The sequence below is a fragment of the Sphingopyxis sp. 10G20-10 genome (assembly GCF_057365075.1).
The window spans coordinates 2,590,437-2,616,167 of record NZ_CP195117.1 but is presented as its reverse complement, the minus strand read 5'-3'; the positions used below and the strand labels follow the sequence as shown (position 1 = coordinate 2,616,167).

The 25,731-nt window shown below is 61.1% G+C and carries 27 protein-coding genes and 1 tRNA gene; 12 read left to right on the top strand and 16 right to left on the bottom strand.

From position 1 onward, the window contains the following. Nucleotides 1–4: 4 nt before the first annotated feature. From ACR3XE_RS12705 to ACR3XE_RS12665, 9 genes are all read right to left on the bottom strand, one after another. Nucleotides 5–631 (bottom strand): hypothetical protein, encoded by a 627-nt coding sequence (locus tag ACR3XE_RS12705; protein WP_473699832.1) that lies wholly within the window; start codon nt 629–631, stop codon nt 5–7. A 76-nt stretch (nt 632–707) separates the two neighbouring features. Further along, entirely contained in the window at nt 708–1,220 is a 513-nt protein-coding gene (locus tag ACR3XE_RS12700) for a demethoxyubiquinone hydroxylase family protein (protein WP_473699833.1), read from the bottom strand. A gap of 35 nt (nt 1,221–1,255) precedes the next feature. Then, nucleotides 1,256–1,738, bottom strand: a complete 483-nt coding sequence (locus ACR3XE_RS12695) for a disulfide bond formation protein B (RefSeq protein WP_473699834.1) — start codon at nt 1,736–1,738, stop codon at nt 1,256–1,258. Between the two features lie 10 nt (nt 1,739–1,748). Next, a complete protein-coding gene (locus ACR3XE_RS12690; protein WP_473699835.1) occupies nt 1,749–3,137 on the bottom strand; it encodes a S41 family peptidase in 1,389 nt (462 codons plus the stop codon). Between the two features lie 129 nt (nt 3,138–3,266). Beyond that, nucleotides 3,267–4,481: a murein hydrolase activator EnvC family protein gene (locus ACR3XE_RS12685; protein ID WP_486185784.1), complete on the bottom strand. Its 1,215-nt coding sequence runs from the start codon at nt 4,479–4,481 to the stop codon at nt 3,267–3,269. Then, nucleotides 4,478–4,906, bottom strand: a complete 429-nt coding sequence (locus ACR3XE_RS12680) for a 23S rRNA (pseudouridine(1915)-N(3))-methyltransferase RlmH (protein ID WP_473699837.1) — start codon at nt 4,904–4,906, stop codon at nt 4,478–4,480. Before ACR3XE_RS12680 ends, ACR3XE_RS12685 begins: the two co-directional genes overlap by 4 nt. A gap of 33 nt (nt 4,907–4,939) precedes the next feature. Continuing rightward, the gene (rsfS, locus tag ACR3XE_RS12675) at nt 4,940–5,323 is read right to left on the bottom strand and encodes a ribosome silencing factor (protein ID WP_473700290.1); all 384 of its coding nucleotides are present in this window, start codon (nt 5,321–5,323) and stop codon (nt 4,940–4,942) included. Nucleotides 5,324–5,334: 11 nt separating this feature from the next. Beyond that, on the bottom strand, nt 5,335–6,045 hold the full coding sequence (locus ACR3XE_RS12670; protein ID WP_473699838.1) for a nicotinate-nucleotide adenylyltransferase: 711 nt from the start codon (nt 6,043–6,045) through the stop codon (nt 5,335–5,337). Next, a complete protein-coding gene (locus ACR3XE_RS12665) occupies nt 6,009–7,295 on the bottom strand; it encodes a glutamate-5-semialdehyde dehydrogenase (protein ID WP_486185783.1) in 1,287 nt (428 codons plus the stop codon). The genes ACR3XE_RS12670 and ACR3XE_RS12665 overlap by 37 nt, the downstream gene beginning before the upstream one ends. Before the next feature lie 76 nt (nt 7,296–7,371). Between ACR3XE_RS12665 and ACR3XE_RS12660 the strand changes: the two genes are divergently transcribed. The 3 genes from ACR3XE_RS12660 (at nt 7,372) to ACR3XE_RS12650 (ending at nt 10,741) form a co-directional block, all read left to right on the top strand. Then, nucleotides 7,372–8,460, top strand: a complete 1,089-nt coding sequence (locus tag ACR3XE_RS12660) for a DUF3667 domain-containing protein (RefSeq protein WP_473699840.1) — start codon at nt 7,372–7,374, stop codon at nt 8,458–8,460. A gap of 31 nt (nt 8,461–8,491) precedes the next feature. Next, nucleotides 8,492–10,120 (top strand): alkaline phosphatase D family protein, encoded by a 1,629-nt coding sequence (locus ACR3XE_RS12655; protein ID WP_473699841.1) that lies wholly within the window; start codon nt 8,492–8,494, stop codon nt 10,118–10,120. 213 nt (nt 10,121–10,333) lie between these two features. Further along, complete coding sequence (locus ACR3XE_RS12650) at nt 10,334–10,741, top strand: hypothetical protein (protein ID WP_486185782.1); 408 nt, start codon at nt 10,334–10,336, stop codon at nt 10,739–10,741. A 145-nt stretch (nt 10,742–10,886) separates the two neighbouring features. Here the strand turns inward: ACR3XE_RS12650 and ACR3XE_RS12645 are convergent, their stop codons facing one another. Continuing rightward, nucleotides 10,887–11,813 (bottom strand): crotonase/enoyl-CoA hydratase family protein, encoded by a 927-nt coding sequence (locus tag ACR3XE_RS12645; RefSeq protein WP_473699843.1) that lies wholly within the window; start codon nt 11,811–11,813, stop codon nt 10,887–10,889. Nucleotides 11,814–11,987: 174 nt separating this feature from the next. On the opposite strand from ACR3XE_RS12645, the gene purC reads away from it, so the two are divergent. Both purC and ACR3XE_RS12635 read left to right on the top strand, forming a co-directional pair. Then, nucleotides 11,988–12,767, top strand: coding sequence for a phosphoribosylaminoimidazolesuccinocarboxamide synthase (gene purC, locus ACR3XE_RS12640; RefSeq protein WP_473699844.1), 780 nt, complete (start codon nt 11,988–11,990; stop codon nt 12,765–12,767). Between the two features lie 159 nt (nt 12,768–12,926). Beyond that, the gene (locus ACR3XE_RS12635) at nt 12,927–15,827 is read left to right on the top strand and encodes a M16 family metallopeptidase (protein WP_486186027.1); all 2,901 of its coding nucleotides are present in this window, start codon (nt 12,927–12,929) and stop codon (nt 15,825–15,827) included. 31 nt (nt 15,828–15,858) lie between these two features. Here ACR3XE_RS12635 and ACR3XE_RS12630 read toward each other — a convergent pair whose 3' ends face one another. From ACR3XE_RS12630 to ACR3XE_RS12620, 3 genes are all read right to left on the bottom strand, one after another. After that, complete coding sequence (locus tag ACR3XE_RS12630; RefSeq protein ID WP_473699846.1) at nt 15,859–16,278, bottom strand: addiction module antidote protein; 420 nt, start codon at nt 16,276–16,278, stop codon at nt 15,859–15,861. 227 nt (nt 16,279–16,505) lie between these two features. Then, nucleotides 16,506–16,988: a bacterioferritin gene (gene bfr, locus ACR3XE_RS12625; RefSeq protein ID WP_473699847.1), complete on the bottom strand. Its 483-nt coding sequence runs from the start codon at nt 16,986–16,988 to the stop codon at nt 16,506–16,508. Between the two features lie 98 nt (nt 16,989–17,086). After that, a complete protein-coding gene (locus ACR3XE_RS12620) occupies nt 17,087–17,260 on the bottom strand; it encodes a (2Fe-2S)-binding protein (protein ID WP_473699848.1) in 174 nt (57 codons plus the stop codon). Between the two features lie 263 nt (nt 17,261–17,523). Between ACR3XE_RS12620 and ACR3XE_RS12615 the strand changes: the two genes are divergently transcribed. Together ACR3XE_RS12615 and ACR3XE_RS12610 are read left to right on the top strand one after the other, a co-directional pair. Then, entirely contained in the window at nt 17,524–18,207 is a 684-nt protein-coding gene (locus ACR3XE_RS12615) for a winged helix-turn-helix domain-containing protein (RefSeq protein WP_473699849.1), read from the top strand. Nucleotides 18,208–18,211: 4 nt separating this feature from the next. Further along, nucleotides 18,212–19,579 (top strand): sensor histidine kinase, encoded by a 1,368-nt coding sequence (locus tag ACR3XE_RS12610; protein ID WP_473699850.1) that lies wholly within the window; start codon nt 18,212–18,214, stop codon nt 19,577–19,579. Between the two features lie 68 nt (nt 19,580–19,647). On the opposite strand, the gene ACR3XE_RS12605 is transcribed toward ACR3XE_RS12610, so the two are convergent. Beyond that, nucleotides 19,648–19,860: a hypothetical protein gene (locus ACR3XE_RS12605; RefSeq protein WP_473699851.1), complete on the bottom strand. Its 213-nt coding sequence runs from the start codon at nt 19,858–19,860 to the stop codon at nt 19,648–19,650. A 214-nt stretch (nt 19,861–20,074) separates the two neighbouring features. Between ACR3XE_RS12605 and purS the strand changes: the two genes are divergently transcribed. Both purS and purQ read left to right on the top strand, forming a co-directional pair. Continuing rightward, on the top strand, nt 20,075–20,305 hold the full coding sequence (purS, locus tag ACR3XE_RS12600) for a phosphoribosylformylglycinamidine synthase subunit PurS (RefSeq protein ID WP_473699852.1): 231 nt from the start codon (nt 20,075–20,077) through the stop codon (nt 20,303–20,305). Nucleotides 20,306–20,324: 19 nt separating this feature from the next. After that, the gene (gene purQ, locus ACR3XE_RS12595) at nt 20,325–20,990 is read left to right on the top strand and encodes a phosphoribosylformylglycinamidine synthase subunit PurQ (RefSeq protein WP_473699853.1); all 666 of its coding nucleotides are present in this window, start codon (nt 20,325–20,327) and stop codon (nt 20,988–20,990) included. Here purQ and ACR3XE_RS12590 read toward each other — a convergent pair. Both ACR3XE_RS12590 and ACR3XE_RS12585 read right to left on the bottom strand, forming a co-directional pair. Further along, nucleotides 20,952–21,350, bottom strand: coding sequence for a hypothetical protein (locus ACR3XE_RS12590; protein ID WP_473699854.1), 399 nt, complete (start codon nt 21,348–21,350; stop codon nt 20,952–20,954). The genes purQ and ACR3XE_RS12590 overlap by 39 nt on opposite strands. Nucleotides 21,351–21,358: 8 nt before the next feature. Beyond that, the gene (locus ACR3XE_RS12585; RefSeq protein WP_473699855.1) at nt 21,359–22,090 is read right to left on the bottom strand and encodes a queuosine precursor transporter; all 732 of its coding nucleotides are present in this window, start codon (nt 22,088–22,090) and stop codon (nt 21,359–21,361) included. 163 nt (nt 22,091–22,253) lie between these two features. Between ACR3XE_RS12585 and ACR3XE_RS12580 the strand changes: the two genes are divergently transcribed. From ACR3XE_RS12580 to edd, 3 genes are all read left to right on the top strand, one after another. Continuing rightward, nucleotides 22,254–22,330, top strand: a tRNA-Arg gene (locus ACR3XE_RS12580). A gap of 85 nt (nt 22,331–22,415) precedes the next feature. Then, the gene (zwf, locus tag ACR3XE_RS12575; protein ID WP_486185781.1) at nt 22,416–23,879 is read left to right on the top strand and encodes a glucose-6-phosphate dehydrogenase; all 1,464 of its coding nucleotides are present in this window, start codon (nt 22,416–22,418) and stop codon (nt 23,877–23,879) included. Next, nucleotides 23,872–25,713, top strand: a complete 1,842-nt coding sequence (gene edd, locus ACR3XE_RS12570) for a phosphogluconate dehydratase (RefSeq protein WP_473699856.1) — start codon at nt 23,872–23,874, stop codon at nt 25,711–25,713. Before zwf ends, edd begins: the two co-directional genes overlap by 8 nt. Nucleotides 25,714–25,731: the final 18 nt, after the last annotated feature.

The following is a 25,731-nucleotide window of genomic DNA, read 5'->3' as shown; positions in this document are numbered from 1 at the left end:
GGCCTTATCGCGGCTCTGGCATGGGCAGCGGTTCGGCGTCGGGGTTGCCTTCGCTGTCGCTGTCGTCGCTTGCGTCAGGGGCTGGTGCGCCGCCGCGTTCTTCCAGTTCGGCGGCTTTGCGCTGGCGTTCCACCATGGCTTTCTGGTCCGCTTCAACGGCGGCTTCGACATTTGCCGCAGCGGCGTCGATTCCCGCCATACGCTTGGCGCGCTCGTCGGCGATCATGGCTTCCCAGTCGGTCTTGTCGGCGGCTTTGGTTTCAGCCTCGGCCCCCGCGACCAGCGCTTGGGTGCAGCCGGTGAAGCCGCCAAGTCCGGTCGGTGAGCAGCTGTCGGTGCCAAAGCGGCCAACGCGTTCCAGTGCGACGACCTTATTGGCCCATGCCTGATTGCGCGGGTCGGTCGGGCTGCCGCCACGAAACATCTTCGGGACGCGAAAACGCTCTTCCTCGGGCAAGCGGCTGCACACAACGATTTCGTTGGAACTGCTTTGTTCGCATTTGTCGTCGCCATAGACGATGACCTGATTGATCTTCTCACCCTCTGGCCCTGTTTCCTGCGCGGCAAGGGGCGGAGCAAAAAGGGTGGTGGCCAATATCATTGCGGCGGCTAATTGCGGGCGGGTCATCATAAAATCCTTCGTCTATGCTGGCATCGTGCCAGTGGCTGGCTGCACCCGCCATGAACAGATGCGCCGTTCCTCACATCTAGATACGCTTGGACAGCGCAATGGCTGCCCGACAGCCGGCGCGGATGGCAAAGCTGAGTAGCGGATAGCCGGGGGCGCTTTCGGCGCCGGAAGCAATGGCAACCGCCTTATGCTCCAGCTCTTCGGCGCGAAAATCGGCAACGGCGGTGCTGAGTTCGGGGTCGCTGTCTTCCAACTCGTCGAGTTGGTCGCGATAGTGGCGGTCAATTTCGGTTTCGACGGCGGCGGTGCAGGCCATGGCAGCGCGCGGCCCCAAAGCGGCGGTTGCCGCCCCCAGTGCAAAACCCGCGACATTCCATATCGGTTGCAATACAGTCGGGCGCACCCCGCGCCTGGCCACCATATCGTCGAAAAAGCGGCGATGCCGTTCCTCTTGCTCGGCCATATGGGCGATGTCGCGCGCGGCGGGGTGGCGATCACCCATCACCGCCAACTGACCGGCATAGATGCGTGTGGCCCCATATTCGCCCGCCTGATCGACGCGGATCATCGACGCTTTGCGCGCATCCATGGAGGCATCTTTCGGGGCTTGCGTTTTTTCGCTCGTCATACCGAAGATGTGGGCTGCCGACGCAGCAAGGTCAAGACAAGCGCCGCCGCGCCGATCGAGAAAATCGCGTTGAATCCGGCAAGCGAGATCGGCCCCAAGGTCCATTGCGCCACGTCACAGCGAATGAGCGGAGCGGCCATGATGTCATTGAGCGAAATTGGCCCGCTGGTCGCCGAACTGCATGTTGTCAGCCCTTCCCACCAGCCATATTCGACCCCCGCATGGAACACGCCGATGACTCCGCTGATCGCAATGGCGATGGCGGCGAGCAGCGTCAGTCCGCGCATCGCCACAGGATTTCGGCGGAGCAATAGCGCGACAGCGGCGAGCAACATGGCGGCCTGATGCGGCCAGCGCTGCCAATAACACATTTCGCACGGGTGAAGGCCAAAGCCATATTGCGACACCAGTGCACCGCCATAAAGCAGAATCGGAGCGATCAGCGCGACGATGGGTGCGGCGTATCGGGATGAGAGCATCGCGGTTGCTCTAGTTGCGGCGGGTCGGCTTGGCGGGCGTCTTGCTGCCCTGCGCCATCATCGGAGCCGATGGCGAAATGCGGCCGATGGTTTGCAGCGCATAATGAAGCTGGAAATCCTTGATACCCTCTTTTTTCAGCTCTTCCGGGCTGGCGCTAAAGCGGGGATCTTCCTTCTCATCTTTTTCAAGCAGGCTGTTATCGACGCGCTTTTCATTGACGAGGTGACGACGCAGGTCGCTTTCGCGGAACTTGGGTCGCGACGCATAATCGGGGTCGCTGATCTGCGGAACGCGGATGTCGGGATTAATCCCGCCTTCCTGAACGCTGCGACCCGATGGCGTGTAGTAACGCGCGGTGGTCAGGCGCAGCGCCGTCGTGTCGGTCAACGGCAACACGGTTTGCACCGATCCCTTACCAAAGCTGCGTTCGCCCATCACCACGGCGCGATGTTGGTCCTGCAGCGCGCCCGCGACAATTTCCGATGCGGAGGCAGAGCCCGAATCAATCAGCACAATGACGGGCGAGTTATGCGCATAGTCGCCGGGCTCGGCGAAATAGCGTTCGATATCACCCTTGCGGCGGCCACGTTGCGAGACGATTTCGCCGCGTTCGAGGAACAGGTCCGACACGCCGACGGCTTCGTCGAGCAGGCCGCCCGGATTGGAGCGCAGATCCAGAATCCAGCCGCGTGGGCGGTGTCCGAGCGATTTTTCGACCGCCAGCATCGCGGCTTTCAGATCGGTGGTCGCGTCAGCCGAAAAGCTGGAAACGGTCAGCACGCCGACATCGCCGCTGACTTCCCATTTTACCGGCTTCAGGTCGATGATTTCGCGGGTAATTGCCATTTCGAGCGGCTTATCATGGCCTTCGCGAACGACCGTGATGTCGATTTTGGTGCCCGGCTTGCCGCGCATCTGTTCGACCGCTTCGTCGAGCGTCAGGCCGAAAATCAGTTCCTTGTTGATATGGGTGATATAATCGCCCGCCTTGATGCCCGCGCGGTCGGCCGGGGTGTCAGCTTGCGGTGCGATCACTTTGACCACGCCATCTTCCATCGTCACCGACAGGCCTAGCCCACCATATTCGCCGTCGGTCTGGGTACGCAGGTTCGAATAGTCGCGGGCATCAAGATAGCCCGAATGCGGATCAAGACTGGCCAGCATCCCATTGATTGCGCCTTCGATTAATTTGTCATCATCGACCGGCTCGACATAGTTGGATCGCACTTCGAGGAACACGTCCATAAAGCGCGAGATTTCATTTTGCGTCGAGGCATCCACCGTGGCCATCGCGCCCGTCGCCAACGGTACCAGCGCGAGGGTGCTGAGCGCAGCGGCCCCCTGCCAGAAGGCAAAGCGGTTTTTGCGCGACGCGCGGGCGGGAGTGGTTTCGGCCATGGTCATCTTTCAACAAGAGATATCGGGAGTCGGTTATAAACCTTCTGTCGCCAGTCTCCAACGCAATTGCGACGAGGTCAAGCTGCCGATCCCGAAACGGGGCAGGGCGGGGCGGAGGTGTTAATCACCCTATCCCAACATCGCGACAATATCGACCGGGCGCCCGCTGCGGCGTAATTCGACGGTAATGTTACTGTCGTTCGATCCGGCGCGTCCGATCGGGGTTCCGGCATCAATCGTATCGCCGACACTGGCGGACAGGCCGATGAGGCCGGTGAGCAGCGAGGTCCAGCCGCCGCCATGATCGATGATGATGATTTTTCCATAGCCACGATAATCGCCTGCAAACAGCACGCGACCTGCGGCAGGGGCGACAACCTGACCGCCGGGACGGGCGGCAATGGTCAGCCCGCGCGACCGCACACCGCTTTTGGTCACTTCGCCCAGACCAGTGATGATGCGACCCACTACGGGCAGGCGATAGGCACCGCGGCTCAGCTCTTCGGGCGGGGGCGGTGGGGCGGCGTCAGCAAAATTGGCATTGGTCGGGTCTCTGGGGCGCGGCAGCGGACCAGCAAGCAACGCCAGACGCGCACGGGTCACGCTGTCGTCCTCTAAATCGTCCATCAATTCGACAATATCGCGCGCCTTTTCGCCCAACCCCAGGGCGCGGTCCGATTCGAGCTGCGCGCTGCTCATCAGCGCCTGCGAGCGCAAGCGACCTACATTTTCCAGCCGCGTCAGTTCGTCGCGTCGCTGGGTCAATTGAGACCGGCTGCTACTCAACACCCGCAGCGCTACCGTCTGTTGCCCGCGCACTTCGCGCAATTGCGCCAGTTCGCGGCGCACGCCTGCGGTGCGGCGGTTGATTACCGGCATGGCGGCGTCAAGTATGGCACGGGCATGGATCATGTCGCGCAAGGAGCCAGGCTGCGCAAGCACGGTTAGCGGTGGCTGGCGGCTCAATTGCTGGAGTGATGCGGTGAGGGTGAGCAGCGGTTTTTGCTGCTCGGCAAGGCGTGCCTGCTGCTCTGCTAGCCTGCGACCGACTAGTTTGACCCGCGCTTCGCCGGCGCTGATGTCGGCCTCGGCGGATTGGATACGCGCGGCGAGGGCGGCGCTGCGTTTTTTCAACCGGTCGGCTTCACTGCGCGCGGCCTTGGCTTGCCCTTCCAGCTCGTTGCTGCGTTTCATCGCGGCGGCGGACTGATGTTTGGCGGCTATCAGCTGCGCGCGTTCTTTTTGGGCGATCTGTTCGGGGTCGAAAATGTCGCTCTGCGCGAGCGCCAACCCGCCGCCCAGCATGGCCGCTACAGCCCCCAATATGACCAGCGGGCGCCTCATTGCTGGCCCTCGCGGTGATAGGGATGTCCGGCGATAATGCTCACCGCGCGCCACAATTGTTCCGCCAGCATGGCGCGGGCCAGCAGGTGCGGCCATGTCGCGCGGCCAAAGGCGATGGTCTTGTCGGCACCTGACCGTTCATCGGAAGTGAAGCCTTCGGCGGCACCCAAAAGAAAACGCGCCTCGCGCACCCCGGTATCGCGCCAGCTTTCGAGCAGTTTGGCTAGGTCGAGCGATCCCATTTGCTCACCCGTTTCATCGAGCAATATGGTGCGGCTGTTGGACGGCGCGGCAGGAATTTTGCCGCCACTGTCGGGCAATTCGGTGATTTTATGGGGCCAGGACACGCGTTTCATATAGCGTTCGACCAAATCGCCCTCTGGCCCGCGCCCTATGCGCCCGCGGGCGATGATATGGAGCTTCATGCCCGCCACTGTATGGCTAGCGGGCGCGAGGCATTAGTTCGCCGCCGCTGCAGGCGGGGCGTCGCCGAACGACCACATGCGTTCCAGATTGTAAAAGCTGCGGACTTCGGGGCGGAACAGGTGGACGATCACATCGCCGGCATCGATCAACACCCAATCGGCATTGGGCAATCCCTCGACACGCACGCTGCGTCCGGCTTCCTTTTTGATCCGCTGCGCCAGCTTGTCGGCGATGGCGGAAACATGGCGCGTCGACCGGCCACTCGCGATCACCATATGATCGGCGATGCTGCTTTTTCCAGCGAGCGGAATGGAGATGGTCTCCTGAGCCTGATCTTCGTCCAGTTGGTGGAGGATCAGTGCGTGGAGTTTATCCACGCTGTCATTGGCGGGTGCGGCGCCAGGCGCGGCATCCATTTCGGCAGGGATCAAAGCGGTCCTTTCTTTGTGGGGCTACGCAGGCGCGAACGGGTCAGCGGATCGCGGGGCGCGCGACCAGAATATTGTTCGAACCAGCGGGGGTTGGCCTGCCGTATCGCAGTTGCGGATCGCACATCGGGCGAAAATCGCAGGAACACGAGGGCGGGCGGTCTCCAGTCTGTCCAATGCTTTTTCTGGTCTGCGGGGCGGACAAAGTGCCGCAGCCAACCCATGGCACGGGCTGCATGGGTCCGGCCATTATAGCTTGGACGCGCGACAACCGCAATCGGCATCAACCGTGCAATCCCCCGCCAGTCGCGCCAACGGGGCAGTTGAGCCAGATTATCGGCCCCCATGATCCAGATAAACTGTCGGTCGGGGTAGCGCCGCACCATTTTTTTGAGCGTATCGATGGTGTAGCGCGTGCCCAATTCGGCCTCGATTCCCGTGGCGCGAATGGGCGCACGCCGTGCCATGCGCTGCGCCGAAGCGATTCGCGCAGGCAGCGGCGCCATGCCCTTCGCGGGTTTGAGCGGGTTGCCCGGTGACACCAGCCACCACAGCTCGTCCAGCGCGAGCGCATCGATGCAGTTCAGGCTGATCGCGCGATGTCCGCCATGCGCGGGATTGAAACTGCCGCCAAGAAGACCGGTGGGGATTTTGCGCAAGTTCGCCCGCTTGGTCAGGGTCGCACCTGTCCGGTCCCGCGCACCTGCCATTTATAGGTCGTTAGCCCCTCAAGCGCCACAGGACCGCGCGCGTGCAACCGCCCCGTCGCAATCCCGATTTCCGCGCCCAGCCCGAACTCGCCGCCGTCGGCGAACTGGGTGGAGGCATTGTGCATCACGATCGCGCTGTCGGCCTCGGTCAGGAACCGCTCGGCGGCGGCACTGTCTTCGGTGACAATCGCGTCGGTGTGGTGGCTGGAATGGGCGTCGATATGGGCGAGCGCGCCCGACAAGCCGTCGACCTGACCCATGGTGACGATGGCGTCGAGATATTCGGCGTCCCAGTCGCTGGTATCGGCGGGTGTGACATGCGCATCGAGCGCGGCAATCGCGGCGTCGCCGCGCACTTCGCAGCCAGCGCCTAGCAGCGCGGTTACGATGGCGCCGGGATTGGCAAAGGCGCGGTCGATCAGGATGGTTTCGGTCGCACCGCAAATGCCGGTACGGCGCATCTTGGCATTGACCGCCAGCGCCACGGCTTTGTCATGATCGGCGGCACCGTCGATATAGAGGTGGCAGATGCCGTCGAGGTGGGCGAGCACGGGAACGCGCGCTTCGTTCTGTACGCGGGCGACCAGTCCCTTGCCTCCGCGCGGAATGATGATGTCGATCAGGCCCTGCGCGCGCAGCATGGCGCCAACGGCGGCGCGGTCCTGCGTCGGGACAAGCTGGACCGCCTCAGCCGGAAAGTCGGCGGCGACCAGCCCGTCGGCGATGGCGGCGTGGATGGCGCGATTCGAATGCACGGCTTCGCTGCCGCCGCGCAGGATGACGGCATTGCCCGACATCAGCCCCAGCGCCGCCGCATCGGCGGTGACATTGGGGCGGCTTTCGTAAATGATACCGAGCACGCCCAGCGGAACGCGCACGCGGCTGAGTTCCAGCCCGTTGGGGCGGGTGACGCTGTCGATTTGCTGTCCCACCGGATCGGGCAGTTTGGCAACCGCATCAATGGCATCGGCAATCGCGGCCAGCCGGTCGTCGTCGAGCCGCAACCGGTCGAGCATCGCCGAGGACAGACCACTGGCCTTGCCCGCGTCCATATCGGCGGCATTGGCGGTCAGGATGGTGTCACTTTGCGCGCGCAAATGGGACGCAGCAGATTGCAGTGCCTGTGCCTTTGCGGCGGTGGAACGGATGGCAAGTTGCTTGGCGGCGGCGCGGGCTTTTGTGCCCATTTTGGCGATCAAGCTGTCGGCATCACCGACATGCGGCGGGGGGGAGAGGGTTTCTACAGTCATACCCCACTCTACCACGCTTTGACACCGGCGCGAAAGTCCCGTTGCGCAGCCCGACCGCGATGCTAGGGTGCGCGGCATGAGCGGGGATATCGGCGATATTGGGGATGCGGTGACGGCGGGGCTGGTGGGCCATGCCGTTGAGCCGACCCATGGAGCGGGCAACCATGCGGCGATGCGCGCACGGTGCCTCAATTGCGGCACATCATTGGTCGGCAGCCATTGTCAGCATTGCGGACAACGCGCGGTCATCCACCGCAGTTTCGGGGCCATCGGCCATGATCTGGTCCATGCCGTTTTCCATTTCGAGGGCAAGTTGTGGAACACATTGCCGATGCTTGCCTGGCGGCCGGGCGATCTGACGCGGCGCTTTATCCATGGCGAGCGGGCGAGCTTTATTTCGCCCCTGTCGCTGTTCCTGTTCGCGGTATTCCTGACCTATGCGGTCCTCGCATTTGTCGGTAGCGGCGGCGGAGCCACGCCGAGTCTGCAAGCTGCGGCGGCCGATGTTTCTCAAACAGTGGCTGCGCGCGCCAAGATCCAGCAAGAGCTGGCAAAGATTGACGAGCAACTTGCTGCGGCTGATCTTTCGCCGGCCAACGCGGCGAACCTGACCGACCAGCGCGCAACCCTGGTCCGAACGGCTGACGTTTTGGGATTAGGCAAGGACAAGGCCGCTGATGAAGCAAAGGGTCAGCCGCAAGAAGAGAATCAGAACATCCTCAACCTTGAAACCGGCATCAATTTTGTCGATCATGGTTTGCAAAAGGCAAAGGATAACCCGGGGCTGATGCTCTACAAGCTTCAGGCCAATGCCTATAAATTTGCCTGGGCGCTGATCCCCTTGTCGCTGCCGTTTTTATGGCTGCTCTATCCTTTCAGTCGCCGGTTCCACACCTATGACCATTTCGTTTTCATCACCTATTCGATCAGCTTCATGCTGCTCTTGTTTGTGGCGGTGCGGCTGCTGGACCTGACAGTTTTTGGCGAGCTTATATCGTTCCTCGCCGCGCTTTATGTCCCCCTTCATATGTATCGCCAGTTGCGCGGTGCCTATCGCTCGTCGCGGCGCGCTGCGCTGTTTCGCACCCTGTTGCTGCTTGTCTTTTGCGTCATGGCGGTGCTGTTGTTCGGGCTGTTGCTGCTGACATTAGGGGCGATGGGATAGCCGGTAGGACCGGTAATTAGGAGAAGATGTAATGCACCCGCTTTGGGCTGAAATAAACCGTCGCCATCTCATCAAACTCGGCACTGTCGGGCTGGCGGCGTTGTCGCTTCCCGGTGCGGCGGCGGCGATGATGGCGCAGGGTTTCACCCACGGCGTCGCGAGTGGCGAGCCCGGCCCCAACTCGGTGCTGTTGTGGACGCGCTATGCGGCGGCGGGCGATACCAGTTTGACGGTCGAAATGTCGGACAGCGCCGATTTCACGCAGGTTCGCGGCGGGGGAACGGTGGCCGCGATGGCGGCGCATGACTTCACGGCCAAGATTGTCGTCAACAATTTGATGCCCGATCGCTGGTATTATTATCGCTTTGTCGCGCCCGATGGCTCGAAATCAGTGGTGGGCCGAACGCGCACTTTGCCGCAAGGTGCGACGAGCAACTTCACCTTGGCGCTCTTTTCCTGCGCGAACCTGCCCTTCGGCTGGTTCAACGCCTATGGCCATGCGGCGGCGCGGAACGACATCGATCTGGTGGTTCAGGTCGGCGACTATCTGTATGAATATAAGGTCGGCGAATATCCTTCGGCCCGCGAAGCGCTGCCCGGACGCGATATTCAGCCGACCAACGAACTGATCGCGCTCGCTGATTATCGTCTGCGCTATGCCTGTTACCGCAGCGACCCCGATCTGGCACGACTGCACCAGTTGTTCCCGATGGTGGCCCAATGGGACGACCATGAATTTGCCAATGACACATGGAAAGGCGGCGCAGAAAATCATAATGCGGGCGAGGGGGCTTGGTCGGCACGTATGGCAGCGGCGGAACAAGCCTATCGTGAATGGCTGCCGGTCAGCGACAGCCGCTGGCGCCACTATCAGATCGGCAATTTGGCGACGATCATCATGCCTGAAACCCGCGTCACCGCGCGCGATCAGCAATTCGACCTCGATGCCATCGCCGCGACCGGCAGCGATCCCGAGACGACGCTAAAGCGCTTCAGCGAGACCGCCTATATTGACCCCGCGCGCCAGTTGATGGGCTCCGAGCAGGAGCAATGGCTGGCCGCGACATTGAAATCATCGGTGACGTCGGGGACGCGCTGGCAGGTTTGCGCGCAACAGGTCGTCATGGGCAGCCTGTTCACTCCGCCAGCGGCCAAGGACTGGTTCGGTCCGACCTTGCCCGAACCGATTTTGCGCCGCGTCCAAACCGCACAAATGGCGGCCAAGGCGGGGCTTCCGCTCAATATGGACGGTTGGGACGGTTATCCCGCTGCGCGGCGACGCTTTTTGTCCGCCGCACAGGCCGCCGATGCCGAACTGGTTGTGCTGTCGGGTGACAGCCACAACGCCTGGGCGTTTGATCTGGAGCAGGATAAGCGACCGGCAGGCATCGAAATCGGCGGCCACAGCGTTACGTCTCCCGGCTTTGAAACCTATACACCGGGGGTGGCCGATCCGGCGCGGGTATCGGCCCTGCGCGCCTCATCGCCGCAACTGCAATGGGCGAACACCGAAAAACGCGGTTACGTGAGCGTCACCCTGTCGCCCGATAAAGTGACCGCCAACTGGCATATGATGGACAGCATCCGTGCCAAGACGCTGGGGGCAAAAACGCACAGCATGACGGTGCAGCGGGGGCGGCGGAAATATGATGTGGCGTAGCTTTGGGTGTTGGGGATTAAGAGGATAGCTAAGCTATGCAATTGGGAAGGTCCGCAATTAAGGTGGAACCCTGACAGGCAGCTATCGTCGTCGCTAGATGGAAAGCGGCCGTTAAGGGAAGCACATGTATCGTACAAGCCAAGGGTAAGAATGTCAGGGAGAACGATGATGCTATACGCTCGGCTCGCTACCACTATCGGATGCGCCCTCGCGTTGGCCAGCGTACCAGTTCAGGCTTGCCGCGTTCGCTTGTCTGCCGAAGAGAATTTGCACGGAGCTTACGAGAAAGGAATTTTCTCGTCGGTCGCTGTTGTTACTATTACCGAGGCGAAATACACGCAACAACCCATTTCGGACGCTCATCCGTGGTCGGCGACAGCAAGCGTTGACCTCCTACTACGTGGCTCGTTTGAGCCGAACACGGTGACATTCGAGCGAGGTTGGGGAAGTGCGGCATGCGATGATGGGCAGCCGCTTGCTAAAGCTGGCGAGAAATGGATCGTGTACTTCTGGAAGAACCCGGAGCGCGGCCAACTTGTGTGGGCGAGCTATCCTTTGGAGGTCGCGTCTGCCGCCGACCCGATGGTGGAACACTCCTTGAAACTCCATATGCGCAAGTAACTACGCTAACTTGGGTAGGGCTTCAATGTCCGTTTGTGTGTAGCGCTGCTTACGCATTGAGCGGCCGCAATTGGTCGCTAACGGTCATCTGTGATTTTTTGCTCACCCACATGCTGCTTTCCGCGCGAGCACAAGAGCCCCCCTCTCAACTATAAGGCGGACTATCCTCAAACTCCGCAAACCACGGGTAATCCTCGGCGACGCTGTCGGTGAAACTGGCGGGGCGTTTTTCGAGGAAGCTGGCGACGCCCTCGGCGGCGTCCGTACTGCGACCGCGGGCGAAGATGGCGCGGCTGTCCCAGCGGTGGGCGCTCATCGGATGCGGCGCGCCGAGCATCCGCCACAGCATATGCCGCGTCATCGCAACCGACACCGGCGCGCTGTCGGATGTCATCTGCCGCGCTTTGGCAATTGTTGCGTCGATTAACTCGCCGGGCGCGTGGACCGATTGAACCAGTCCCGCCGCATGGGCCTCCTCGGCGTCGATCAGCCGTCCCGAATAGCACCAGTCGGCGGCGGTCGCGATGCCGACAAGGCGCGGCAGGAACCAGCTTGATGCGGCTTCCGGAACAATCCCGCGCCGTGCAAAAACAAAGCCGTATCGCGCGTTATCGCTGGCCATGCGGGCATCCATCGACAGCGTCATGGTCGCGCCAATGCCCACCGCCGCGCCGTTGATCGCGCCCAGAACTGGTTTTTTGCAGTCGAAAATCCGCATCGACACCCGCCCGCCCGAATCGCGGATCAGGGGGTGTGACCAGTCGATACTGCCATCTTCGCCGACCGGGCTGGATGTGATGGCGGGATCGGCCAGTACCTGTTTGTCGGTGCGCTTGGCATAGTCAAAGGTCGCGGCGCCCGCGCTGAGGTCTGCCCCCGCGCAATAGGCGCGGTCGCCCGATCCGGTAAAAATCACCGCGCGCACCTTGTCGTCGGCATCACATTCGTCGAGCGCCGCGACGATTTCCTGCATCATCTGGGTCGTAAAGGCGTTCATCCGGTCGGGACGATGGAGCGTGAGGAGGGCAATGCCCTCGGTCACGTCGAGGCGAATCTGGTCATAGCTTGTCATGGGTTGCATAGTGCCAGTGATTACGCGGCGCGCAAGCCTGTCTGTACGGCGGTGACGCGGAGGATGACGCGCCGATGATGCCGCGCTATAGGGCGGCCATCGCCCCGGCGTAGCGCCTCGCTTGAGTCGCTCTCGCCGGGGCCTGTTATTTGATCTCGACAGAAAGTGAAGCCCATGGCCCGTCGTCGCCAGATTTACGAAGGCAAAGCCAAGATATTGTATGAAGGCCCCGAACCCGGGACGCTGATCCAATATTTCAAGGATGACGCGACCGCCTTTAACGCGCAGAAACGCGGCACGATCAACGGCAAGGGCGTGCTCAACAACCGGATTAGCGAGCATGTCTTCACGCTGCTCGGCAATATCGGAATCCCGCATCATTTCATCCGCCGCCTCAACATGCGCGAACAACTGATCCGGCAGGTCGAGATTGTCCCGATTGAAGTCATCGTGCGCAACACGGCGGCGGGAACGCTGTCGAAACGCCTCGGCATCGAAGAAGGCACCGCGCTGCCGCGCACGCTGATCGAATATTGCTACAAGGATGACGCGCTGGGCGATCCGCTGGTCGCCGAAGAGCATATCGCCTGTTTCAGCTGGTGCAGTCAGGAAGAATTGCACGATATTCAGGACATGGCGATCCGCATCAATGATTTCATGTGCGGCATGTTCGCCGCGGTCGGCATCCGCCTCGTCGATTTCAAGCTCGAGTTCGGCCGGCTCTATGACGGCGATTTCAGCCGCATCATCCTCGCCGACGAAATCAGCCCCGATGGCTGTCGCCTGTGGGACATGACGACCAACGAAAAACTCGACAAGGACCGCTTCCGCCGCGACCTTGGTGGAGAGGTTGAGGCTTATCAGGAAGTCGCCCGGCGTTTGGGGCTGCTGCCCGAAGGCGGCGATAACGCTGTTCTTGACCTCGACAGCCACCGCAAGAAAAAAGGCGGGTAGGGCGCAGGATTCACTATTTGACGTTATTTGACGTTTGATTTTTTGACGTCTGAATTTTTGCGCTGTTGGTCGATGCTCGGTCGTCGTTGGTCGAAAAGCAACTATTCTGTTGCTGGCCCGCGACTTGACCCCTTTATTGCCTTGGCCCACAGAGTGGCTATGAAATCCTCCATATTATGGCGCGCTGCGGCGGCCCTTTCGCCCCTGCTCCTCTTTTCTGCTGCCTTCGCAACGCCGCAAGCGGCTCCGCAAACAGCCAGCACAGCCCCGGTTGTTGACGCGAACATCAATCCGCAGACGGCTGCTGCGCGCGCGTGGAATTTTGCCGATAGCGACATTGCCGTCGACCCTAATGTCGTTTTTGGGGTGCTGCCCAATGGCATGAAATATGCGCTGCTCAAGAACAGCACACCAAAAGACAGCGTCGCGATGCGGATGCGGTTCGATGTCGGCAGTTTCGCCGAGTCAGAGGACCAGCGCGGCCTCGCGCATTTCCTCGAACATATGGCGTTCAACGGATCGACCCATGTTCCCGAAGGCGAAATGGTCAAGCTGCTCGAGCGCAAGGGGCTGGCCTTTGGCGCCGACACCAATGCGTCGACAGGGTTTGACCAGACAGTCTATCAGCTCGACCTGCCCAATGCTTCGGATGACCTTGTCGACACCGGGTTGATGCTGATGCGCGAAACCGCGAGCGAACTGACGCTCGATCCCGCAGCGATTGACCGCGAACGCGGCGTTATCCTCTCAGAACGGCGCGCGCGCGATACGTTTCAATTGCGCAGCCTTGTCGATCAACTCGCGTTCCAAATGCCAAAGATGCACGTCGCCGATCGCTTGCCGATCGGGACGCTCGACGTCATTCAAAATGCGCCTGCATCGCGCCTGCGCGATCTTTATGACCATTATTATCGGCCCGAGCGCGCGACGCTGGTTGTTGTCGGCGATTTCGATCCGGCGGTGATGGAGGCCAAGCTGAAGGCACGCTTTGCCGATTGGAAGGGGCGCGGCCCCGCCGGACCCGACCCCGACATCGGTCATATTGATTATGCGCGCGCCAGCGCCGCCGATGACTTCATTGACCCGGCGATCAACGACGGGGTCAGCATCGCCGCGTTTAAGCCGTGGGTCGAAGAACCGGACACCAAAGCAAAGCGTGCGCGCACACTTGCCGAAGAAATGGGCGAAGCGATCCTCAGCCGCCGCTTGGGCAAATTGGCGCTGGCCGAGGATTCTCCGATCCTTGCGGGCGCTTTTCAGGAATCCGAAGGCTGGAAAGTCTTTGACCAGGCGGGGGTTCGCGCCATCGCCAAGGAAGGCGCATGGAAACAGGCGCTCGACCTGATCGAACAGGAACAGCGCCGCGCGATCGAATTTGGTTTTACCCAGGCAGAGGTCGATGAACAGCTTGCCAACCGTCGCACCGGATTGCGTAATGCGGTCGCGGGGGTCGACACACGGCGCAGCGAAAAGCTGGCGGACATATTGGTGAGTGCAGCCAAGGGCGAATTTGTCTTCACCAGGCCCGAAACATCGCAAGCCTTGTTCACGGCGGTCGCGCCATCGCTCGACGCCGCAACGGTCAGCGCGGCCTTTCACAAACGCATGGCAGGGCTGAGCGCACCGCTGGTCCGCGTAACCGCCAAAAAACCCATCCCCGGCGGGACAGAGGCCGTCCTCGCTGCGCTTCAGACCTCCGAAAAGGTTGCGGTTGCCGCGCCAGCCGTCACTAAGGCGGCGGCCTTTGCCTATACCGACTTTGGAAAGCCGGGGAAGGTGGTCAGTGACGAACGCATCGCCGATCTGGGGATCCGTCGCGTCCGTTTTGCCAATAATGTCATGCTCAATATTAAACAGACCGATTTCAAGAAGGACAATGTCCTGCTGTCGGTGCGCGTTGATGGTGGTGACCTGCTGGAAACCCGCGACGATCCGACACGGGTGGCCCTCGCCGGTTCGCTTTATGTTGGCGGACTGGAGGCACACAGCCTTGACGATCTGCGCACCATTTTGGCGGGAACGACGGTCGATCCGGCCTTTGGTAGCGGATCCGACGCTTTCGGCGGTACGGCTCAAACATCGCCGGCGGATTTCCGGCTGCAGGCCGATCTGATGGCCGCCTTTGTGACCCATCCGGGCTATCGCGCCGACGGGCTGGCGCTCATTCGTCGCTATTTGCCACAGCAATATGCGTCCAATGATGCCACGCCCGCTGCGGTCATGGGCCGCGATGTGGACGGTATTCTCGCCAATGATGATCCGCGCGAACAGACGCCGCCGCTCGCGGCCATGATGAAGCTTGACTGGGACAATCTCAAGCCAGCCATCGCTGATAGTCTGCAACATGGAGCAATCGAAATCGGAGTGGTTGGTGATATCGACGAACAGGCGGCGATCAACGCGATTGCGGCGACCTTTGGCGCGCTTCCCGAACGGCGCGCTAGTTTTGATCCGCGCACCGACGCGCGGCAACGGACCTATGCCACCGACACCAGCCCCCGCACGCTGACCCACATGGGTCCGGCGAATCAGGCCGAACTGCGCGTCTATTGGCCCGCGCGCGATGACAGCAATTTGCGCGAAGCCATGCGGCTCAACCTGCTTGCCCGAGTCATGCAATTGAAACTTACAGATGAAGTGCGTGAGCGCTTGGGCGAAAGCTATAGCCCCGGTGCAGGCGCTGACCTGTCGGACGATTATCCGGGCTATGGTCATCTGGTTGCCGCCAGCAATGTCGATTACAAGGATCTGGCCGCGACCCAGGCGTCAATCTTTGACATCGCGAAATCACTGCGCGACGCCCCCGTCGACGCCGATTTGCTGAACCGTGCGCGCAAACCGCTCGTCGAAGCGATGGTCAAGGCGCGGCGCGAAAATAGTTATTGGCTACGCTATGTGGCGCAGGCGACCACCCACGCCGATCGGCTCGATCGCAGCCGGAAAGGTATTGCCGAAGTCGAAGCGGCAACGCCTGCCGAGCTTCAGGCGCTGGCCAAGCAATATCTTGTCGATAACAAGGCGCTGGTCATCAAAGCTGTCAGCGACAAAGTAGAGAAATGATACCGGTCGGCGACGAACGAAGAGCGGGCGGTTAGGTCGCACCCGACGCGCGCGCGTCGTCAAAGATTTCGAGCGTGCGATAGAGCAAGGCGCGCGCGTCGGCGCCCAACATCTCGCCGGTGATCCGGTCAAAGCGCGCCCTGTTCCCCCGGTTCACAGCCACAACCATATCGGCGAGCATCGCCTCGTCAAAACTCAGCTGCGGACAGCAGGGCGGGGCGACGGCAAAGGGTTCGGGCCAGCATTGCCCTATGGCCTCGACCACCAATTGATAGCGCTGCGCCGCCTGTGCATTGCCCCAGCGACGCTTTAGTTCGGGGAACGGATCGCGGTCGGCGCGGTGGCATAATATGCTGAAACGCAAAGCGAGCACGGCTTGCGCCGCCTCGACCGGTACCTGCCGCATTTTGGGTAACCGGGTCAGCCGGTCAATCAGGTCGCAGCTTGGCATGGTGCATCCTTGGTGGGGCGGTCCAGGCTATAAACAATCCCGATGCCGGGCCGGAGACGTGAGAAAAATGGCTGGCTGCCGATGCAAGCGACAGCCAGCCGGAGGAGGGGACTGAGGAGTTAATGCTATTGCGAATAATTCGCAATGACAAGCAAAAAAACACCCCGCCGCCCAAGTTGTTGGAAACAGGGGCTGCGGGGTGCGGCTATTCCGATATCTGTATCGGTTCAGCTTTCGCCGGCAGGCTTTGACTGCAGCTGGATGTAATTTTCGATTCCCATCCGTTCGATCAGGTCGAACTGTTTTTCCAGCTCGTCGACATGATCTTCTTCGCTTTCCAAAATGGAGGCGAATAGATCGCGGCTGACATAGTCGCGGACGCTTTCGCTATGCGCGATGGCATCACGGAGCAACGGGATCGCTTCTTCCTCAAGCGCGAGATCGGATTTCAATATTTCCTCGACCGTTTCCCCGACGCGCAGCCGCCCGAGCATCTGGAAATTGGGCAGCCCGCCCAGAAAGAGAATGCGGTCGGCGAGTTGATCGGCATGTTTCATCTCGTCGATCGATTCATGCCGCTCAAATTCGGCGAGCCGCGCTACGCCCCAATTGTCGAGCATCCGGTAATGCAGCCAATATTGATTAATCGCCGTCAGCTCATTCTTGAGCGCGTCGTTCAAAAATTCGATGACTTTTTCGTCGCCTTGCATGATGTGCCTGCCAATCTATGTGCGGGAGAATGTGGCCGACACTATAGACCTCCTCAGCGCTAGGCCCAAGGCAAAAAATCGCGGATTTTCAACAAAAATCAGGCGGTGGCGGCGTCGTCGCAAATGATATTGCGAGCGAAATTCAGGCATTGTCCGCACTTGGGTTTGCGACCCAATTGCGCATAGGCGGCCTTGGCGCACCGCAATTGGCCAGCCCGCGCCACTTCGCGCAGATCCTGTTCCTTTATTGCATTGCAGACGCAGACAACCATATGCGAATCCTTCTCAATAAGGTCTTTCTACCGATAATGCGACCGATTCGCAATGGGAAAGTTGCGAATGATTATCGAGAGGGAGCGCGGGGCTTTGAACAATGTTTCGAAGGCGGCCCCGCGATTCGGCGCACAGCCGCATTTGTTCGGCACCCATTCATCTGCGCGGAGACATCCAGCCACTGACGGTGGCGGTCGGCCTGCGGAATGTGCGCATTGGCGGCGTCACCGGCGTTGCATCTTGTCTGTGTGAAAGCGGATCAATGGGACATAAATTGCTGTTGGTTGAGGATGATGACGAGACCGCCCAATATCTGGTGCGCGGCTTTTCAGAGGCCGGGTTTACAATCGACCGGGTCAATAACGGACGCGACGGTTTGTTCGAGGCCAGCGACGGTGGCTTTGATGCCATCATCCTCGACCGCATGATTCCCGGTATGGATGGTCTGGCAGTGCTCCGCGCCTTGCGCGCCGCCCATGTCGATACGCCGGTGATTTTCTTGTCCGCGTTGGCATCTGCTGACGACAGGATCAGTGGCCTTCAGGCCGGATCGGATGATTATCTGGTCAAGCCCTTTGCCTTTGCCGAGCTGTTGGCGCGGGTCAATTTGCTGATCCGCAAACGAGGTGGCGTGAGTGCGCCCACGACGCTGGCCTGTGAAGATCTCAGCGTTGATCTCTTGTCACGACGGGTTAGCCGGGGTGCGCGCCGCATCGAGCTGCAGCCGCGCGAATATCGGCTCCTCGAATTTTTCCTGCGCCATGTCGACCAAGTGGTGACCCGCACCATGTTGCTAGAGGGTGTCTGGGACTATCATTTTGACCCCGGAACCAATGTCATCGACGTTCATATCAGCCGCCTGCGCCGCAAGATTGACGACACCGAACCGCGTCCCTTGCTCCACACTGTTCGCGGCGCGGGCTATCGACTGGGGCCGGTCAGCTAGCACGATGCGGAACTTTCCGGTTCTCGCGTGGCGGTCGACGACAATGCGCTTTCTTGCGCTGTTGTTCATCCTCCAGAGCCTCGCCGTTGCGGCAACGCTTTATTATGCCCGCACCGCCAGCGCCCGCATCCTTCAGGGTGAACAAATCGCTCTGGTCGATGAGCTGCGCGACGATTTGCTCGCCCATTATTATGACGGCGGCGAGGCCGCGCTGATCATCGGGATCAAGGACCGCTTGAGCCTGACCAACGGAACCAATGCCGCAATCCTGTTGCTGGCGCCCGATGGCAATCGCGTCGCGGGCAATCTGGATGACTGGCCCGTCGACATTTCGACCCGATCACGCTGGAAAGTCATGACCTTGTTCCGGACCGGACGCGAGCGCGCCGAAACGATCGGCTTTGTCGCGACACTGCTCCCCAACCATGCGCGCCTGCTCACCGGTCATGTGATCGAGGGCAATGCCAGTCTGTTGCGCGCCAACCGTCAGGCATTGCGGAGCGCATTGCTGCTGGCCTTGCCGCTGGCGCTGGTTATCGCGCTGGTTTTGGTACGGATCGTTAATCAAAAGGTGGCCGGAGTGGGGGCGACGGTCGAGGCGGTGCGGGCGGGTGACCTGACGGCCCGGATATCGCTGGATGGCAGCGACGACAGTTTCGACCGTCTTTCGCGCGGCATCAATGCAATGCTCGACCGGATTGAGGTGCTGATTGTCGAACTGCGAACGGTTACCGACGGGTTGGCGCACGACCTGCGTTCGCCGGTCACGCGCCTCAAATCGGTGATCGAGCAAGCCCAGTCCGGCAACAATGACGCCCGCACAGCTCTGTCGCTGGGCAAGGTCGCGGCAGAGGCTGATACGCTGCTCGCCATGTTGACGACCGCGCTTCAGATCAGTCGGGCTGAGGCCAGCATGACGCGAGAAAATTTCAGCGACGTCGACGTCAGTGCCTTGCTCGCCAATCTCGAGGAAATTTACGGGCCACTTGCCGAAGATCGCAATATTGACCTCGCCCGTGACGTGGATGCCGGTCTGACCGGCTTTCTTCACCGCGACTTGATCAATCAGGCGCTCGCCAATCTAATCGACAATGCCTTTCACTATGCCGACGGCGCGACCCGCATTTCACTGGGTGCGCGACGTAATAGCGATGGCTTGCAAATCTGGGTGGCGGACAACGGGCCGGGTATAGCGGTCGATCGCCGCGCCGATGCGGTGCGCCGCTTTGGCCGTCTCGACCCGGCACGCCATATCGCAGGGTCAGGTCTTGGACTTACGCTCGTCGAAGCCACAGCGCGCTTGCACGGAGGAACGATGGTCCTGAGTGACGAATTGCCGGGACTGCGCGTCGAATTGTGGCTGAATGCCTAGGCGGTTTCAATGAATCCGAGGCCCGGCTTGCGCGGGCCTCGGATCTGACAAATATGGGTGACGAAGCGTTAGCCTGCGGGAGTGGTCGCCGGCTTTGCCTTGCTTGCACGATGCATAGCTTTTGCCGGCTTGGCCTTCTTGTCACATTTGGAGACATGACCCTTGGCATCACGGCATTGGGCCGATTTGGCCGTGGTGGCCGCATTGGCGGGAAGGGCCGCCATCGCAACGGCCGACAAACCCATCAGCGACGCCACAGCGAGCGAACGAAATGCTTTCATAACCTATTCCTTTTGTCTGGCGGTCCAGGGGATGGCGGGCCGCTGAGTTGTGATTAGGCTGGGCCACCTCTCCTCTGCATGGCCAAATCATGACAAATTGGTAATGTTCGGGACGCGACTTGGCCGTTGCCCCGACCTGCCCCCTTGCCCGCCGTCCAATTCGCGGGCATAGGCGCGCCCATCCTTCCCGCCCGCTTCCGCAAAGGTTCGCCCCATGAAAGTTCAGGTCTATGTGACGCTCAAACCCGGGGTGCTCGACCCGCAGGGCAAGGCGATCCACCACGCGCTTGAAGGACTGGGATTTTCGGGTGTCGAGGATGTTCGCGCCGGACGCTTTATCGAGATGGAGGTTGCCGATAACGTCAGCGACGCCGATCTCGACGCGATGTGCGCCAAACTGCTCGCCAACACCGTCATTGAAAATTACCGTATAGAACGCGTCTGACGCAAGGGAAGAAAACCCCATGAAAACCGCGGTCATTACCTTTCCCGGCTCCAACTGTGATCGCGACATGGCGGTCGCGCTCGAACAGGTGACCGGTCACGCGCCGACGATGGTTTGGCACCGCGAGACGGATTTGCCCGACGGCACCGATTTCATCGCGCTTCCCGGCGGCTTTTCCTATGGCGACTATCTGCGCTCGGGTGCCATGGCGGCGCGGTCGCCGATCCTGCGCGCCGTTGTCGAGGCGGCGGCGCGCGGCGTTCCCGTGCTGGGCGTGTGCAACGGTTTTCAGGTGCTGACCGAGGCGCAGCTATTGCCTGGTGCGTTGATGCGGAACGCCGCGCTCCATTTTGTCTGCCGCACCGTTCCGCTGCGGGTCGAGAACAGCCAGTCGCTGTTTACGGCAAGTTATGCCGCCGATGAAGTGGTCAACATCCCCGTCGCGCACCATGACGGCAATTATTTCGCCGACGCTGCGACGCTCGACCGGATCGAGGGTGAGGGGCGCGTGGCGTTCCGCTATGTCGATCATGTCAACGGATCGGCGCGCGATATCGCAGGAGTGCTCAACGATGCGGGCAATGTGCTGGGCATGATGCCGCACCCCGAACGCGCCATCGACCCGGCGCACGGCGGCACCGACGGGCTACGCCTCTTTGAGGCCGCCCTCGGCGTTCTCGCCTGACGATTCAGGACTCCGCTCAGGACTCCGCGCTTTCGGATAAGGAAGCCAGCGGCTGACCAACAACAAAATCGTCGGCCAGAATGCTGTGTTCCAAATGTCGTGCCAATGGGCGGCGTCTGGTTGGATGATGCCACGTTTCCCTTCGGCCACAACATCCAGAAATTCGCCGCCGCACGCCATCGCCAACACCGCCAGCCACGCTAGCACCCAGCCCCCACGGCGGCGATACAACAGGCGGATCAACAGGAACAGCGTCATGCCAGCGTAAATATGCAGCGCGTCCTTGCCCAGCCCCGATGCGCTGACCAGCCATGATTTCTTCAATTCGAACAGGCCGGCAATCGCAGTTAAGTCCAACATGATCAGATTTATGCCTTAAACGGAGAGAAATCGGTGCCTTCATCGAACACGTCCAACCCCTCACGGCGTTTGAGCGTGCCCACAACGGCATAGGTGACGGGAGTCAGCAAAGCCTCCCACGCGGTCTTTATCAGCCATTGCGAAACCACAACCTGAACCAATTGTTCCGGCGGCCAACCCGCCAGCCCGTAAAAAGCGAGCGGATAGAAGATCAGGCTGTCGAGCCCTTGCCCGACCACCGTCGATCCGATGGTGCGCATCCATAATTTGCGTCCCTCGGTCCAGATTTTCATCCGCGCCAGAACATAGCTGTTGGCAAATTCACCGGCCCAAAAGGCGACCATCGACGCCAGCACGATCCGCCAGCTGTTACCGAATACAAATTCATAGGATGACTGCCCCGGCCAGCCCTTTGCGGGGGGCAGCGACACGACCACCCACGCCATGAAGGCCATGAAGATCAAGGCGGCAAAGCCCGTCCAGATTACCCGCCGCGCGCGGGCATAGCCATAAACCTCTGTCAGGACATCGCCGATAATATAGCTGATGGGAAAGAACAGCACCCCGGCTCCGAACGACCATTGCCCGCCGTCGGGCATGGGGATGTAGGACGGTTTCGACGCTCCGATGATGTTCGACAACAACAGGATGGCGACAAAAGCTGCCATCACAAGGTCGTAATAGCGGAAATGCTGGACTGCGGCGGCATTGGTGCGGGTGGGCGGGATCGACTCGATCATGATCGCTGCTTAGAACCGGACCCGCAGCGATGGAAGCGCCACAATGGATGGGTACGGAACGCCGGGTTTGATCGTGGTGCAGAGCCGACGAGCGGGGCAAGATGCAAACTGGCTTTGCGCCGCGCCCAAACCACGCTATCTGCCCGCGCGTGATCAGTTAAGGGCGCCCGTAGCTCAGCTGGATAGAGCACCCGCCTTCTAAGCGGGCGGTCGCAGGTTCGAATCCTGCCGGGCGCGCCATCTTCCCATCATCACAGTTACGTATGCGCGTTGCAATCGCACGCATCATGGGCCACCCCTTTGGTGATTGGCGAAAGGGACGTGTGTGGCCGGTAAAGTCGAAACATTGCTGTTATTTGGTGCGACGGGCGATCTGGCGCAGCGGATGCTGTTTCCGTCGCTGTTCAATCTGCATCTCGATGGGTTGTTGGCCGATGCGATGACGATCATCGGGTCGGGGCGCACAGCGATAGACCGCGCCGGTTTCCAGACGGTTGTGCGTCAGGCGCTGGTCGATCATCTGGCCGCCGACCGGATCGACGAAAGCGCAATTGCGGCGTTCCTCGACCGCATCGATTATTGCCCGGTTGATGTCGGGGCAGGGAAGGGTTTTGCCGAACTCGCGGCCTTACTGGGGCCGCGCCGCGAACGGGCGGTTGGCGTTTATCTGTCGACGCCGCCATCCTTGTTCGGGCCGATCGCCACCGGATTGGCCGAAGCGGGTATTGCTTGCGCCGATTGCCGGATCGCGATGGAAAAGCCTATCGGCCATGACCTTGCCTCGTCGCGTGCGGTCAATGCCGCAGTCGGCGATGCCTTTGCCGAAGACCGCGTGTTCCGCATCGACCATTATCTCGGCAAGGAAACGGTGCAAAACCTGCTCGCGCTGCGCTTTGCCAATATGTTGTTCGAGCCGTTGTGGAATGCCCAGGCAATCGACCATGTCCAGATCACAGTGGCCGAAACGGTCGGGCTGGAAGGGCGCGTTTCCTATTATGACGGGGTCGGCGCGCTGAAAGATATGGTCCAGAACCATATGCTGCAATTGCTAGCGATCATCGCGATGGAGCCGCCGTCGAGCGTATCCTCGACCGCTGTGCGCGACGAAAAGGTCAAATTGCTGCGCAGCTTGCGCCGCATGACCGCTGACGATGTGAAAGCGCACAGCGTCAAGGGCCAGTATAGCAGCGGTGCGGTCTGCGGGGAGGCGGTCACCGGCTATGCGGACGAGCTGGGGCAGCCGTCGAACACCGAAACTTTCGTCGCAATCAAAGCCTATATCGACAATTGGCGGTGGAAAGGTGTGCCCTTTTACCTGCGCACCGGCAAACGGATGCCCGAGCGTAAATCCGAAGTGCTGATCCAGTTCAAACCGGTGCCGCACAATATCTTCGCCCGCGTCGGCGCTCCCAATCTTGATGCCAATGTGATGATCATCAACCTGCAACCCGAAGAGAATATCCGGGTCAAAGTGATGGCCAAACAGCCCGGGCTCGACCGCGACGGTGTGAAGTTGAAAGAGGTCAACCTCGACGTGTCGCTATCGCACAGCTTCGCCGGCGAACGCCGCCGCATTGCCTATGAACGCTTGCTCCTCGACTTTATCGAGGGCGACCAGACGCTTTTTGTGCGCCGCGATGAGGTCGAGGCGCAATGGCAATGGATCGACGCGATCCGCGATGCGTGGGACGCGGTGGGGCTTGCCCCGCAAACCTACACGGCGGGCAGTTGGGGGCCGAGTGCGGCCATCGCGCTGATCGAACGCGACGGGGCAAGTTGGCATGACTGATCTTAACCCCGCCATCGCGCGCGTCACCGAGCGCATTATCGCCCGCAGCGCGCCGCGCCGCGCTGCCTATCTCGATCTGATGAAGCACCAGCGCGATGCCGGAACCAATCGCGGCATGTTGTCGTGCGGAAACCTCGCGCATGGCTTTGCCGCGTCGGGTGAGGACAAGCCCGCGATCCGCGCCGGTGGTGAAATGAATATCGGCATTGTCACCGCCTATAACGACATGCTGTCGGCGCATCAGCCCTATGGCCGCTATCCCGAACAGATAAAGCTGTTCGCGCGCGAAGTCGGGGCGACCGCACAGGTTGCGGGCGGCGTTCCGGCGATGTGCGACGGGGTGACACAGGGGCAGGCGGGGATGGACCTGTCGCTGTTCAGCCGTGACAATATCGCGCAAGCCACCACCATCGCGCTCAGCCATGCGATGTTCGAAGGCGTCGCCCTGCTCGGCATTTGCGACAAGATTGTCCCCGGCTTGCTCATCGGTGCGCTGCGTTTTGGTCATCTGCCGACGATATTGATCCCCGCCGGTCCGATGCCATCGGGGCTGGCGAACAAGGAAAAACAGCGCGTCCGCCAGCTTTATGCCGAGGGCAAGGCCAGCCGCGACGAATTGCTGGAGGCCGAGGCGGCGAGCTATCATGGCGCGGGCACCTGCACCTTTTACGGCACCGCGAACAGCAACCAGATGATGATGGAGCTGATGGGACTGCACATTCCGGGCAGCGCCTTCGTCAATCCGGGTACCAAGCTGCGGCAGGCGCTGACCCGCGCCGCGACCCATCGCGTTGCCGCGATGGGGTGGGGCGGTGATGACTATCGTCCGCTCGCGCAGTGCGTCGATGAAAAAGCGATCGTCAACGCCGTCATCGGTCTGCTCGCCACCGGGGGGTCGACCAACCATGCTATTCATATCCCCGCCATTGCGCGCGCGGCGGGCATCATCATCGACTGGCAGGATTTTGAGGAGCTAAGCCACGCCGTGCCCTTGCTGGCGCGGGTTTATCCCAACGGATCGGGCGATGTGAACCATTTTCAGGCGGCGGGTGGCATCGGCTTTGTCGTGCGCGAATTGCTGGGGGCCGGGCTGCTCCACGGCGATATCCTCACCGTCGGTGGTAGCATGGCCGACTATGGCCGCGAACCTGTTGCCGATGGCGACGGTGTGACGTGGCAGGACGCCCCCGTCGACAGCCGCGACGATGCAATATTGCGTCCCGTTGCCGCGCCCTTTTTCCCCGATGGCGGGATGCGGCTGCTCAAGGGCAATTTGGGCCGCGCGATCATCAAGACCAGCGCGGTGGCGGAGGATCGGTGGACGATCGAGGCCCCGTGCCGCATCTTCGCCGACCAGAATGATGTGCTCACCGCCTTCAAAGCGGGCGAACTCGACCAAGATACCGTCGTCGTTGTCCGCTTTCAGGGGCCGCGCGCCAACGGGATGCCCGAACTGCACAAACTCACCCCCGCGCTCGGCGTGCTGCAGGACAAGGGCTACCGCGTCGCGCTGCTCACCGACGGACGCATGTCGGGGGCCAGCGGCAAGGTGCCCGCGGTCATCCACCTCTCCCCCGAAGCCTTGCCCGGCATCGATGGCGTCAGCGGCCCGCTCGCACGGCTTTGCGATGGCGACATCGTGCGCGTCTGCGCCCGAACCGGCGACGTCACCGCGCTCGTCGATGCTGCCGAATGGGAGGCACGCACCCCCGCCACCGCCCCGCCACCTGCTTTGGGTGTCGGCCGCGAACTTTTTGCGCTGTTCCGTATTCACGCCGATGAGGCGGAGAAGGGCGGATCGGCGATACTAGCTGCTATGGAGACAATCAGTTGAGTCAATCCATCGACCAGA